At 36.8% G+C, this 14,024-nt stretch carries 9 protein-coding genes; 5 read left to right on the forward strand and 4 right to left on the reverse strand.

Features of this window, described 5'->3' with window-relative positions; all coding sequences use genetic code 11:
• From BMX49_RS11615 to BMX49_RS11630, 4 genes are all read left to right on the forward strand, one after another.
• On the forward strand, positions 1 to 3,951 hold the full coding sequence (locus BMX49_RS11615; RefSeq protein WP_081864381.1) for a T9SS type B sorting domain-containing protein: 3,951 nt from the start codon (positions 1 to 3) through the stop codon (positions 3,949 to 3,951).
• Between the two features lie 130 nt (positions 3,952 to 4,081).
• On the forward strand, positions 4,082 to 4,651 hold the full coding sequence (locus BMX49_RS11620; RefSeq protein WP_198412569.1) for an NfeD family protein: 570 nt from the start codon (positions 4,082 to 4,084) through the stop codon (positions 4,649 to 4,651).
• A 15-nt stretch (positions 4,652 to 4,666) separates the two neighbouring features.
• Entirely contained in the window at positions 4,667 to 6,244 is a 1,578-nt protein-coding gene (locus BMX49_RS11625) for a flotillin family protein (RefSeq protein WP_034720954.1), read from the forward strand.
• Positions 6,245 to 6,498: 254 nt separating this feature from the next.
• Positions 6,499 to 7,578: a hypothetical protein gene (locus tag BMX49_RS11630; protein WP_034720956.1), complete on the forward strand. Its 1,080-nt coding sequence runs from the start codon at positions 6,499 to 6,501 to the stop codon at positions 7,576 to 7,578.
• Here the strand turns inward: BMX49_RS11630 and BMX49_RS11635 are convergent, their stop codons facing one another.
• Positions 7,579 to 8,412, reverse strand: a complete 834-nt coding sequence (locus BMX49_RS11635; protein WP_034721580.1) for a CvfB family protein — start codon at positions 8,410 to 8,412, stop codon at positions 7,579 to 7,581.
• A gap of 100 nt (positions 8,413 to 8,512) precedes the next feature.
• On the opposite strand from BMX49_RS11635, the gene BMX49_RS11640 reads away from it, so the two are divergent.
• The gene (locus tag BMX49_RS11640; protein ID WP_034720958.1) at positions 8,513 to 9,523 is read left to right on the forward strand and encodes a catalase family protein; all 1,011 of its coding nucleotides are present in this window, start codon (positions 8,513 to 8,515) and stop codon (positions 9,521 to 9,523) included.
• A gap of 80 nt (positions 9,524 to 9,603) precedes the next feature.
• On the opposite strand, the gene BMX49_RS11645 is transcribed toward BMX49_RS11640, so the two are convergent.
• From BMX49_RS11645 to lpdA, 3 genes are all read right to left on the reverse strand, one after another.
• Positions 9,604 to 10,605, reverse strand: coding sequence for a T9SS type A sorting domain-containing protein (locus BMX49_RS11645; protein WP_034721583.1), 1,002 nt, complete (start codon positions 10,603 to 10,605; stop codon positions 9,604 to 9,606).
• A 144-nt stretch (positions 10,606 to 10,749) separates the two neighbouring features.
• Complete coding sequence (locus BMX49_RS11650; protein WP_034720961.1) at positions 10,750 to 11,631, reverse strand: proline and serine-rich protein 1 family protein; 882 nt, start codon at positions 11,629 to 11,631, stop codon at positions 10,750 to 10,752.
• A 619-nt stretch (positions 11,632 to 12,250) separates the two neighbouring features.
• Positions 12,251 to 13,654, reverse strand: coding sequence for a dihydrolipoyl dehydrogenase (lpdA, locus tag BMX49_RS11655; RefSeq protein WP_034720963.1), 1,404 nt, complete (start codon positions 13,652 to 13,654; stop codon positions 12,251 to 12,253).
• Between the last annotated feature and the right edge of the window lie 370 nt (positions 13,655 to 14,024).

The raw sequence follows: 14,024 nt of genomic DNA on the forward strand, positions 1-14,024 counted from the left end.
ATGCAGAAACTTTTACTTTTTATACTCCTCTTCTTTTTTTCCATGGCTCTATTTAGCCAGAATCTTAAGTCTGGGTCTAAAGCCTTCTTCGCTGAGAATAAAGGTCAACTTGTTGATCAGGAGGGTAAAGAAAATTCTGAGGTCCACTATCTATATCATTCCAATGGCTTAAATATTCAACTGAAAAAAGAGGGATTTTCTTATGATGTATATGAAGTTCAGAAGACTTTAAAAATAACTTCAAAGAAGAATGAAAATGCCATTTTGGCAAAAGGCAAAGAGCCGTTTAAGCACGAATTGAAATATCAATTCCATCGCGTGGATATCGATTTTTTGGGAGCCAATAAAAATGCAGAAATCATTGCCGAAGGACGATCTGTAGATTATGAAAACTACTATAACTTGCCCAATAAACCTACGGGAATAGAGAAAATATACCGCTATGAAAAAATTACCTACAAAAATATTTATGCGAAGATTGATCTGGTTTTCTTTAAACCTGAAGATACTTTAAAACCAATTGAATACAATTTCATCGTCAATCCCGGCGGAAAAATTTCTGATATTAAATTTCAGGTCAAGGGTACGAAAACAAAATTGAAAGACGGAAAAATTTCAATGGATTTGCGTTTTGGAGAAATGCAGGAAAACATTCCTCATTCTTGGGTTGAAGGAAAAAAATCTAAAGAAAATCTTTCTGTCATCTATAAAGATTTAGGAAATGACACTTACGGTTTTACAACGTCTCAAGATATTTTTGATAAAAAAGTTGTCATCGATCCGGTTCCGACCAGAATTTGGGGGAGTTATTTCGGCGGAAATGGGGAGGAATTTGGCTGGATAAAGCCTGATCGATTGGGCAATGTTTTTCTACACGGATACACTACAAGCTCGAATAATGTTGCTACTTCTGGAACTTATCAAAGCGATTTTGCGGGATTTAACGATGCCTTCATCAATAAAATAAATAAAGATGGTCAACGGATTTGGGGAACATATTATGGTGGTATTTATGATGATTTTTCGGGTGGTTTAGACTTTGATCAAAACGATAATATTTATTTAGCTGCAGATACTCATATTCCTGATCCTGCACATCCTGGAAATCACTTGTACTATTTCGGGCAAGTTGCGCTTCTAAAATTTAATCCGGACGGAACCTTGATCTATGAAAAAATATTTGGTGGAAATCAAGATGAAGTTTCCCTTGATCTCAAATTTTACAACAACAACATTTACATCATTGGAGAAACTTACAGTGATCAGCATCTTGCAACTCCAGGTGCCTTCCAGGAAAACATAGCCTCAATAGGTATGCAATCAGGTTTTATAGGGAAATTTAATGCGGCAGACGGCGTTGCCGACTGGGTTTCCTACATAACTGGAAATGCGGGCTCTATGGCTACTAAAATTTTTAATGCTGACAACGGAATCGAAATTATTGCTGAAACTCGAGCCACAAACTTCCCTATGGTTAATGCATTTCAACCTACAAGCCACATTACGCCGGGAAGTTACAACAACAATGGCCTGTATTTAAAGTTTTCGGAAAATGGTTCTTTAATCCGATCAAGTTATGTTGGTGAAGATGAAAGTTACTACTTTGACAGTGCGCGTAGATTTGGCGACGAAATTTTTTTTGGGGCTCACGTTTACACGAAAAAATATGCCAGCTTTTTCATGGTCAATATGAATACTAATACCGTTGTTGAGAAAAATATTCCCGTAGTGTACAACTTACAGACTTCTACTTATATTGATTCAAATCGCGATTTATTCGTAGCAGTTTATGCATGCCCTGGAGATGTAGGACTGAATTCAGTCGGCACACCGAATGCCTTTCAGCCTGAAATGACAGGTGGATGCGGTTCTCACTTCATGAAATTTGATGAAAATCTTAATAAACTGTATGGCACCTTTTATCCAGGTCATATTCAAATACCAATCATTATTAAAGATGCTGAAGAAAATATTTATTTTTGGGGAATGAATTCGGGCAATACGAAAGGCATGACCACGCCCGGAACTTTTCAGCAGACCGCTTCAACTACCGATAATGATATGATTATCGTAAAATTTGCGGACTGTGCGTCGAACGTCACAGTCTCTTTTACCCCAACATGCATCAATCAAAATCTACAGTTAAAGGCATCTGGGGGAACAAGTTATGAATGGTTTGGGCCAAACAATTACACCTCCACTCTGCAAAACCCTGTCATTTATAACGCGCAGGCAAATAATTCTGGCGAGTATTTCGTTCGAATAAAAGGAGGTCAATCTTGCGGTGGAATATTTTCAGTCATGGTCAATGTTGGAAGTACAACTTTGCCTGTTTTAGATATACCTGACTTACCGAATGTTACTGGCTTTTGTAACGTAATTGTTACGACATTTCCAACAGCAACAACAGGTTGTGGAACAAAACTTACGGCAACAACGACTGATCCGCTTTCTTACAATTCGCCGGGGAATTACGTTATTCATTGGGAATATAATGACGGTGCTGGAAATACTTTAGCGCAGAATCAAACAGTGATTATCACACCAGTTGCTGTTCCGGTCGTAATCACTCCACCAAATTTCTGTTTTATAAATTCACCCAGATTAACCGATATTACAATTACAGGAACTGCTATAAAATGGTATGATGCTTCCGGAACGCTCTTAAATTACAATACCCTTTTGGTGAATGGCTTTACTTACTTTGCCACCCAAACCTTAGACGGTTGTGAAAGTTCGAAACTGCCAATTTTAGTCAATGTTAATGATCCCTTTCCGCCAACTGGGAATCTCACACAGGATTTCTGTTCCGCCCAAAATCCTACAATTGCAAACATTATCGTTAACGGACAAGATTTGAAATGGTATGATCGCTCGGGAAATCTTTTACCACTTACTACTCTACTTGTTAATGGGGAAACGTATTATGGAACGCAAACAGTCAACGGTTGCGAAAGCACTCAGAAGATACATGTAAAAGTTATTGTAACAAATGGTGGAATTCCCGCTAATGATTTTGAAAAGACTTTCTGTAATGATACGACCTCAAATACAAAAGCTGAAAATCTTAATAATTACAGAAACGATATCATCGCAAATCCTGCGGCGTATCGTTTTGATTTTTTCGATGCCAATAATCAAGTCGTTCCAGATCCCGCAAATGTAATCTTGAATGTCGGTACAAATTTATTTAACGTAAAAGTTTCAAACAGTTTGGGCTGTTTTGTTGAGGTAAAACTGACTTTGACTTTAAACCCAAAACCGCTCTTAAACCTTCCACCAACTTTGATAGTTTGCACTGGCATTAAATTAAAACTGGATGCGGGACCTGGCTTTTCTTCTTATCAATGGACAAAAGATGATTCGCCTACAATTGTTGGAACCAGTGAAATCCTAGAGGTTTCAGAAGCTGGGAAATATTCCGTTACAGTGAAAAACGCTTTTCTTTGTGAAAATTCTGCGTCTGTGATTGTGACCCAAGCAATCATCGCAACCATTGTTGGAGTTCAAATTGTGAATAATACGGCAACGATTCAACTTTCAAACGCTGGTACTTACCAATACATTTTGGATAAAGATCTCAGTCAAAATTCAAATGTTTTTAAAAACTTAAAAAATGGAAACCACACCGTTGAGGTTAAGACAGAATTGGGCTGTATCATCGGTTCTATCACCTTTACCATTTTTAGTATTCCCGACAATTTTTCACCTAACGGAGATGGAAAAAATGACACTTGGAAAATCTCTGGCTTAGAAAATTATCCAGGATCAGAGATTCAGGTTTTTGACCGTTTCGGAAATTTGGTTATGCAAAGAATTACCAACGGGCCATTCGAATGGGGTGGATTTTCTAATGCTCCCGTTTTGGCAACCGGTAATTATTGGTACGTGGTAAAAGTTTCAGATGGCCGATTACTGAGCGGTTGGGTTTTATTGAAAAATAGAAACTAATTACAATCGATTCAAATAATAAAACTGATTGTTGATTTACTACTGGAATACTTTAGTTATTACTTTTAAAGTAAAGTTTTTCTAAAAACTTCGCGACGTTTTGATTATATTAGCATTTGATATTTAACCTATGATTCCAGAATTCTTTTCGGACATGCCAGCCTTGCAACAGGGGTTTTGGTATCTCGCTTTTTTCGCCAGCTCTATTTTTATTTTTCAAACCATCATGACTTTTTTAGGCACTGATGGTTCGGCTGATTTAGACGCAGACTTCGATGGTGATTTCCATAATGTAGAAGCGCCTTTTGAGCTATTTTCCTTCAGAAACTTAATCAATTTCCTACTCGGCTTTGGGTGGACAGGCGTTGCTTTCTATGGAAAAATGAATGAAGCAATTCTAGTAATAGTGGCTTTTGCAGTCGGAATTATTTTCGTTGGAATTTTCTTCTTCATCATCAAGCAGATTCTAAAGTTGCAGGAAGATAACACTTTCGATATCAATAATACGCTTGGAAAAACTGCCGAAGTTTACATGACTATTCCGGCTCATAAATTGGGTTCGGGAAAAGTGCAAGTGAGCGTCAAAGGAAGCGTGCATGAACTCGAAGCAGTCACAGAGCAGGAAAAGAAAATTTATGCGGGCAACAAAGTGAGAATTACAAGGGTAGAAAATCAAGTTTTATTTGTAGAAAAAATTTAATAAAAACAGTAATTAATGGAAGGATTTATTCTTATTGGCATTGGTGCCTTCGTTGTATTTGTCACCGTGCTCGCTTTAGTTTCGAGATATAAAAGGTGTCCCTCAGACAAAATATTAGTAGTCTACGGAAAAACTGGTGGGCAATCCGCAAAATGTATTCACGGGGGTGGTGCTTTTATTTGGCCGGTAATTCAAGATTACGCTTATCTTGATTTAAAGCCAATTTCAATTGAAGCCAATTTAACGAACGCGCTTTCTAAACAAAATATTCGAGTTGACGTTCCTTGTCGATTTACCATTGCCATTTCTACGGAACCAGAATCGATGGGAAATGCCGCGGAAAGACTTTTGGGTTTAACCACGGAGCAAATTCAGGAACTGTCGAAAGATATCCTTTTCGGACAATTGCGTTTGGTGGTTGCCATGATGACCATTGAAGAAATTAACTCCGATCGTGATAAATTCCTAGAAAACATTTCGAAGAATGTTGACAACGAATTGAAGAAGATTGGTTTAAAATTAATCAACGTTAACGTAACCGATATTAAAGATGAGTCGGGATATATTGAAGCTTTAGGAAAAGAAGCTGCGGCAAAAGCCATTAACGAAGCTAAAATATCTGTAGCCGAACAAGAGAAAATCGGGGAAACCGGAAAAGCGATGGCAGACCGGGAACGCGATACTCAAATTGCTGAAACGCACCGAGACCGTGATGTGAAAATTGCCATTACGGAAAAAGACCGTGAAGTAAGTATTGCCTCCGCGGCGAAAGATGAAAATATCGGAAAAGCCGTGGCAGATCAGGAATCCAGAGTTGCAACATCCGAAGCGAATTCACTCGCCGTAAAAGGGGAAAACGCCGCTAAAATCACGATTGCACAATCAGATGCCTTGCGTCGTGAAAAAGAAGCCGAAGCAAGCAAACTGGCGATGACCGCAGAGAAAGTACAAGCTGCAAAAGCCTTAGAAGAATCGTATGTTGCCGAACAACAGGCGGAAAAAGCCAGAGCAGAAAGAGAACGTGCCACGCAAAATGCCAACATTGTAGTTCCGGCAGAAATTGCGAAACAGAAACAAATTATTGAAGCCGAAGCCGACGCTGAAAAAATCCGATTGGAAGCAAGAGGAGAAGCAGATGCCATCTTCGCAAAAATGGATGCGGAAGCGAAAGGTTTGTACGAAATCTTAACGAAGCAAGCGCAAGGTTACGACAAAATTGTGCAGGCAGCCGGCGGCGATACTAACAGTGCTTTCCAATTATTATTGATTGAGAAATTACCAGAATTGGTAAAAACTCAAGTTGAAGCAGTGAAAAATATTAAGATCGATAAAATTACTGTTTGGGACGGAGGAAACAATGTCGATGGGAATACTTCTACCGCCAACTTTGTGTCGGGAATGATGAAGTCTGTGCCGCCTTTGAATGACTTATTTAATATGGCTGGTTTAAATTTACCAACCTATCTTAAAGGTGAAGAAACAAAAGAAGCAACGGTCATCAAAGAAGAAAAGAAAGTGTTCTATCCACGTAAACCGAAAGAGGAACTTAAGAATGAAAATCCCGAAAGTAAAGAGGGCGATTCTCCAGAATAGCTTTCTTTTGAATAATAAAAAAAGAGCAGAAATTCCTGCTCTTTTTTTAGGCTAAGATTTCCCAGTTTATATTTATTAATATTAAATTATTCTGTTGTACATTTAATTTTATTCAGAAAAAAGTTTAATTTAGATTTACTAATCACTACGACCATAACCACTTTAACTGATTTTTAAGTCAATAGAAATTTAAAAAGAATTTCTAAAATCATTATAAATAGATCAGTAAAAAAGTACTTCCTTTTAATTAAAGCATGAAGAAATTAATCTACCTTTTTTTACTTTTAAAGTTGACCACTTTATCAGCGCAAATTGATTCTAAATATTTAGTGAACGATTGGTATCTTACCAAATCTGAGATGAAAGATGGCAGCAGAATATTTCTAAAGCCGCTTAACTATCTTGATAATTATGGTTTTAGGTTTACAAAAAAGACCTATAGTTTCAACGACATTCAGCGGCTCGAAGAAAATAATGGTTTTCCGATCACCTATCTTTTGAAAAAAAATGAACTTTGGACTTCTCCTGGCTCTTCTCTGGTGATTGAAAAACTGACAACGGATTCACTGATTATCGTGCAGAAGATAGAGAATATGGAGGATAAAGATTTACTTCGCTATTACTTAGTTCCGTTAAAAAAAGTAAGGCAAAACCGATTCGATGAATTAAAAGGTTCAGATACTTTGCTCGCCAGTAAAATCTTGGGTCCCGTATTCAAAAATGGATTGAGTAAAGGAACAATTCGTACTATTGATGAGATGCACCCAGTTACGACCAGTCAGGTTGCGAACTACCGATTCAATGGCACGTTGCTTTTTGATCTTGAAAAGAAAAGTGTAGTTGCTTCTTTAAAGAATTTCGATAACAATTTTAAAAGGAAAATTGAAGAAAAATTACAATTCCTAACCACTCCTAAAAACTGGAATTTTTCTGGAGCCGACGGTTTCAAATATGCAAAAATTGATTTTGCATTTATTCATTATTATAAGATGGAAGGGCAAAATGAATCATTTGGTGATGTATACAATTTGTATTCAAATGATTTTGAAGATGTTTTTATAACCGAAAAAACAGGTCTCGCCGATGTTGAGGAAAGTAATAAATTTTTCAATTTTGCAATAAGCGCCTTTCAAAAGAAAAACTACGAAGAAGCCCTTTCCTATTTTGAAAAATCATTTACCAATAATAACAGAAATTTAAACGCCTATTATAATTTTGCTGCCATAAATTATTCACTAGGAAACATCGAGAAAGCCTGTAAAACGTATAAGTTTCTAAAAGAGGAAGGTCAAAAATCTGCAGAGAAAATCTACATAGAAAAATGTCAAAAATAATTACTCGTTTGTAATCAATCTGATTTTATCTTCCAGAATTTCAATCTTTTTATCTCGGTACAAACCACCGATCGCTTTTTTGAAATTTTTCTTGCTCATTTGCAATTCGTCCTTAATTTCTTCGGGCGTCGATTTATCAGAAAGGTAAATTAAACCGTAGTTCAATTCTAATTTATCGATGATCATTTTCTGAAACTCATCGATATTTTCATAACCTTCTGGCTGTAGAGAAACATCGATCTTTCCGTCTTCACGAATCATTTTAATGTAACCGACTTCCTCTGATAAAGGGAACAGTCTTTTGTAAACATCTGACGTGTAAATCAACCCGATGTATTCTTTATTAATAATCACATTCCAGCCTAATTCACTTTCTCCGGCGATAATTAAGTTTACTTTCTCACCTCTTTGAAAAGGTAAATTATCGTAATGTGGATTTTTCTTATATCTCGTAGAGCCAGTAATTAAACCTAAAATATCATCGATATAAACTTGGACTAAATAACGCTTCCCTTCTAAAATTTTAGCACGCTGCTGCTTGTAGGGAACAAATAAATCTTTGATAATTCCCCAATTCATAAAGGCACCAGCTGGTAAACTTTGTACGCAAGTCATCACGGCAAACTCTCCTACTTCGGCGTTGGCTTTTTCGGTCGTCGCTTTCAATTTATCATCATCTTGATAAACAAACACTTCCATTTCATCGCCGACTTCTGCATCTTCAGAGGCGAAAATTTTCGGCAGAAAAGCTCTTTCACCCTCTTCATCTTCTAGAAATAATCCTGAGTAATTTTTTTCTGCGATTTTTAAAGTTTGTGTCAGTCCGATGTTCATAATTAAAATGCCTAAAAGTGAATATTTGTAAGGTGCAAAGATAAGGTATTTTCTCAGGAATTTTCGGGAATGGTTGTTGCTACTTGCAAAGAAAAAATTCATGAAAACGCTCCTCAAATATAGTTCAGATTTCGATCAACTTTCTGCCCAAGAAAACCGCGACTTAGCAAAAGCCGTAAAATCCGTTGAGAAATTTATCGAAAGCTCTTCAAAAATAAGCGACGTTGATTTTGCAACCCGAGATGCCCACTCCAAAACGTATGCTACAGCGCACGGTTCCTTAATACTCTCAGAAAATTTGCCCGATTTTATTACTGAAATTTTTGATCAAAAAGAATACGACTTAATCGCTAGGTTTTCGAACGCAAATCTGATTATTAATAAAAAGGGAAGAGACGCACCAATTTACGGTTTCTCTTTAAAAATCACAGGAGTGAACGGGCAAGACGCCAATTTCCCGTTGGTGAATTTTCCTTTATTTCCCACGAATTCTCCGTCTGTATTTTTAAATTTTTTCAGGTCAGTCAACAATTTTTTAGTGACGAAACAAGACAATTTCGTGGTGTCGGCCTTGGATCTGCCGTCTTTAATTAAAAATAGTTTCCCCCTTTTAAAGTCATCGCTTTCTTTAACTTTATTAAAAAAGATTGCACAGTTTTTACCCAAAAGAAATGATTTTTTCTTTTCCTTTAAATATGAAGGAATTGGGTGTTATCGTTTAGGAAATCACATCATGAAAATTGGATTAAAACCTCTTAGAAATCTGGCTGAAATAGGAAAGCGAGAAACACAAAAAGAATCGATTACGGAGTTTCTTTCGTTGCAGGATTCAACTTTTATTGTGACAATTCAAATGTGCGAAAATTTAAAAGATCAACCTGTAAATGATTTGATGAAAACCTGGAAAAACGCACTGGAATATCAGCTGGGAAAGATTACAATTTTACAAGATTCTATGTTGGATTCTAAAAGCAAAGAGGTGGAATATCTAAATTTCAATCCCTTTGAAAACGCTGTAAGCTTACAACCTGTTGGAAAAATTCAGCAGATCAGGAAGAAAATTTATGAAGCTTCAAGCGAGACTAGAAATAGATTGAATGGTGAAAAATAAGATTCAAAAGTTCATTAAAAAAGAGAAGCCGCAGCTTCTCTTTAATTAAAATCACTTATCAACTATTTCTTATTGCATTACTATTTTTTAATGATTTGAATGCTTTGATCTTTTTGGTTTTTTCCGGAAAGCCGCAAAATATAGTTTCCAGTGTGCAGTGAACTTAAATTCACTTTACCATCAGTAATAGCTTTGGTCAGCACTACTCTACCTTCCATATTCAAAACTTTTACCAATTTATAATTACTGAAATCTCCTGCGAAGAAAAGCGTTTCTGCCACTGGATTCGGATACGCGGTTACTTTATTTTTTATCGAATTATTTTGAGTTGCCAAAACCGGATTTGTTTGTGCAATTGCAGCGCTGGAAGTCTGGCTAAAACTTAGCAAAGGTACAGCGATCGTAGCAGCTGTCGAGGTGAAAAGCGGATATCTATTAAGATTATCGTAGTAAGTATAAAAAGTACTCGCCAGAGTGCCGATCGAAAAAATATAAAAAGTATCTGTACTTTGAAACAAATTATAGGTCTGCACAGATTTCAACCGGATGACATTAGAAAAAAATTGCGAACCCAGCAATAGCGTTCCTGTCGCATCAGCAGTGGTCGTAATCGTTCCTCTGAATAACCCAGATCCTGCGGTCGTGGTAAAAGTTCCTCGGGCGGTATCGTTATAAGAATTTCCAAACGCGGTCGGGAATTTTAAATAAAGTGCATTATCAGCACTAAAATTTAAAACTGCTCCAGCTACGACCGCCCCGGTAATTTCCAGTTGGGTTGGCGAAGATTTATAATAAATGAGATCGCCATTTCCATCATCAAACTTTACAGTGGTCCCAGGAAATGTCGTCAGATCACCAGCCGATGGAGCAGAAACCTGGGCTGTGATAAGTGTTCCATCTGTTAAGGAACTGTTGTTGAAAGTAACATTGGAACCAGTCGCCGAATTGTCAGGCGTTCCAAGCAGATTCTTACTGTTAACCGAAGTCCCAATTAAAAAATCGTTGTTAGCTTTGGTAATCGTTGTTTGTGCAAAGTTATTGACGGCAACTGCAGTCAATAAGATTAAATAAAATTTTTTCATCATTATGGTTTTAGCAACAAATCTACAACATAATCAAATTTATCATTACTAATAGTTTAATTATTTTGATTAACTGCATCTTTACTATGGTTTAGCAATTTATCAGAAACAAAAAAAGAGAAGCGCAAACTTCTCTTTTCTCATTTAGTTTCTGGAAATAAAATCGCGTAATTCCTTGCGAGAACTATCGAAAGAAAACAAATCATAAACCATATAAAAATTCTGACGGTCGACACATTTCGTATACAGCATTTTTGCAAGTTTTAATTTAGACTTGTCAAAATCCAGTGTTTTAATTATCGCATAAATCTGTCTGGATGAAAAATTGGTGTTTCGAACATCAACTGAAATAAGATCAATTCTGTTTTGCTCGAACATCCCATTTCTCTGTAAGGCAGAAAGTAAGTAATTAAATTCCTGATCATTCATGACATTTCCAGCATATCCTGAATTGCCATTCCAATTGTTTTGGTTGCCGTAAGGATTGTTCCATATGTCATCCCATTCATTAATTCCATAGGAATTATTCTGCACTGGATACGTTCCCAATAAATACAAACCTTGATTTGGAAAGAAATCCAAAACCAATCTCGTGTAGGATTTTAGCCTAAGATTTGTTCTGTAAATCAAATAATTATTTTCATAAATGGCAATCGGAACAGTACCATTCTGCAAATCAAAAAACCTAAATTTCCCAGAAGAGTTGCTCATCATTTGATCGCCAACTTCTATGGTATAATATCCGTTCTGTGGAATTCTCACAAACACTTCCGAATTTCCGTAATTGTAATTCCAGCGGTAATTGGTAGAATTGGTATTTGCTTTTGGATTGTTACTTTTCGGTGGCGTTCTGTAGTTGGAATTGTCCAATACTTTGTCATTCCCTCTCGTCACCCCATCATTGCGTTTGGTTTGCATTTCGGTGGTTCTTGCTTCGTTTTTCAGAAGTTCTCCTGCTCTTCCAGCTTCTTGCGCAAACACGGCAAAGCTCATAAAGAACAGACAAGTAGTAAAAATATTTTTCATAATTTTCAATTTTTGGTTGTTTCTGAAAACACTCTACAAGTGTGCCAAAATAATTTAAAATCCTCCTATTTCGGTGAATAAATGTAAAATATTAAATTATTTCAAAAGATGATAAAATATATTTAACCTTCCCTAAAAACCATCATCAAAGCGGATTTTAAGAATCTAATTTATTTGCCATCCCAAAACTTCGGTACACAAATATCTTTTTTTACAGCTTTTATAGTTCGAAAAATTTTAAATTAATCAAGCAGTTGTTTTTTTATGAAATAACCTTCAGAGTTTGAAGAAAAAATTCGTGTCCGGAAGTTTCGGGATGGCTATCAAAACTTTCAAACATTCTAAACTTCCCTTTTAATATATTTTTATGCAAAGATTTAACCGACGGCGATTTTAATTAATCAATTATTATTGTTCTATATAATGTTCCGTCGGTTTCACCAACGGCTATTATAGTTGAATCCTTCGGATTCTGAACTAGCCAAAATTTCAATATTGCTTCAGACTTTCAAACAAAAAAAGAGAAGCCGAAACTTCTCTTTTAATATTATAATAAACCGAACCGCCGATCAATTGGTGAATCTCTCCTTGGCTCTTTTTACTTTTTACTTGGCTCTTACTAAAAATGAATCGCTCTCTTTCCAGTCGCGTCCAAAGCCGCTTCTTTCATGGCTTCCGCATACGTTGGGTGTGCGTGAGACATTCTCGAAATATCTTCAGCACTTGCTCTGTATTCCATTGCTACAACCGCTTCTGCGATTAAATCTGCTGCTCTCGCTCCGATCATGTGAACTCCAAGAATTTCATCCGTTTTTTCGTCAGCGATTACTTTGATGAAACCATCAACATCACCGGAAGCACGACTTCTTCCTAAAGCACGCATCGGGAAATTACCCACTTTAATGGCAACACCTTCCGCTTTCAATTGCTCTTCTGTTTTACCAACAGCAGCAACTTCCGGCCAGGTATAAACAACACCCGGAATCAAATTATAATTGATATGCGGTTTTTGTCCAGCGATCAATTCAGCCACCAAAGTTCCTTCTTCAGAAGCTTTGTGAGCCAACATTGCTCCTGCTACAACATCACCGATGGCGTAGATATTAGAAACATTGGTTTGTAAATGCTCGTTCGTTTTTACTCTTCCTCTTTCGTCAAGATCAACTCCGGCATTTTCCAGTCCAAGTCCTTTCGTGTATGGACTTCTACCCACAGCAACCAAAACGTAATCTCCTTCGAAAACTACTTCTTCGCCTTTTTTATCTTTCGCCGTAACTTTTACCGTATCTCCATTTCTTTCAACGGACTGAACTCCCGTAGAAAGGTTGAATTTCATTCCTTGTTTGCGCAAAACTTTGTTCAATTCCTTAGATAAAGACGCATCCATTGTTGGAATAATTTTATCCATAAATTCTACCACCGTTACTTCAGAACCTAATCTTTTGTAAACAGAGCCCAATTCCAAACCGATCACACCACCACCAATAACGATCAGGTGTTTTGGAATTTCTTTCAGTTCCAAAGCTTCAGTAGAAGTAATGATTCTTTCCTTATCCAAAGTAATAAAAGGAAGCGTACTCGGTTTAGAACCCGTCGCGATAATCGTATATTTTGAATCAATGGTTTCCGTAGCACCATCGTTTTTCGTCACTTTAATTTGAGTTGCAGATTCGAAACTTCCAACTCCTTCGAAAACAGTAATTTTGTTTTTATCCATCAAAAACTGGATTCCTTTGGTCGTTTGATCTACCACTTCATTCTTACGCGCCACCATTCTGCCGATGTCAGCCACAGGATCATTGATGATAATTCCGTGATTGGCGAAATCGTGTTTGGCGTTGTAAAAATGCTCGGAACTGTCCAAAAGCGCTTTACTTGGAATACAACCCACGTTCAGGCAAGTTCCACCCATTGTTGGATATTTCTCGATAATTGCTGTTTTGAAACCCAATTGTGCGCAACGAATTGCAGCAACATAACCACCAGGACCGGAACCGATTACGGTAACATCGAATTGACTCATATTTATCTTTTTATGATTTTATTAAAAGTAGCACAAATTTACAAAATATTTTCGCTTTGGATGGTGTGGATCTGGAGAGATTTTCCGGCTACGTCATTGCGAGGAATGAGGAACGAATGACGTGGCAATCTCGGAATTAAATTGGAGATAATTCTGTGGAGCCGGGAACCTGCTTGGAGTTTATCCTGAGCTTGTCGAAGGACTGTATCTTTTTTGCCCGAAAATTAATTTACTAAAAAAAAAAGTCCAGCAGTGCAAAAAAGGATGCCGCTGCAATGGTAAGTTTGTATTAAGAAAAATAATTAATAATTTGGTTAATAATATTAACCAAAGAGTAAAAGCAGCAGGATAAAGGCCGACGCTTCGTTGA

The sequence above is a fragment of the Kaistella antarctica genome (assembly GCF_900109615.1).
In the GTDB taxonomy this organism is placed as follows: domain Bacteria; phylum Bacteroidota; class Bacteroidia; order Flavobacteriales; family Weeksellaceae; genus Kaistella; species Kaistella antarctica.

Bases quoted from the DNA above. Each gene is read 5' to 3' on its own strand.
- BMX49_RS11615 (WP_081864381.1), top strand. From the start codon at position 1: ATGCAGAAACTTTTACTTTTTATACTCCTCTTCTTTTTTTCCATGGCT.
- BMX49_RS11620 (WP_198412569.1), top strand. From the start codon at position 4,082: ATGATTCCAGAATTCTTTTCGGACATGCCAGCCTTGCAACAGGGGTTT.
- BMX49_RS11625 (WP_034720954.1), top strand. From the start codon at position 4,667: ATGGAAGGATTTATTCTTATTGGCATTGGTGCCTTCGTTGTATTTGTC.
- BMX49_RS11630 (WP_034720956.1), top strand. From the start codon at position 6,499: ATGAAGAAATTAATCTACCTTTTTTTACTTTTAAAGTTGACCACTTTA.
- BMX49_RS11635 (WP_034721580.1), bottom strand. From the start codon at position 8,412: ATGAACATCGGACTGACACAAACTTTAAAAATCGCAGAAAAAAATTAC.
- BMX49_RS11640 (WP_034720958.1), top strand. From the start codon at position 8,513: ATGAAAACGCTCCTCAAATATAGTTCAGATTTCGATCAACTTTCTGCC.
- BMX49_RS11645 (WP_034721583.1), bottom strand. From the start codon at position 10,605: ATGAAAAAATTTTATTTAATCTTATTGACTGCAGTTGCCGTCAATAAC.
- BMX49_RS11650 (WP_034720961.1), bottom strand. From the start codon at position 11,631: ATGAAAAATATTTTTACTACTTGTCTGTTCTTTATGAGCTTTGCCGTG.
- lpdA (WP_034720963.1), bottom strand. From the start codon at position 13,654: ATGAGTCAATTCGATGTTACCGTAATCGGTTCCGGTCCTGGTGGTTAT.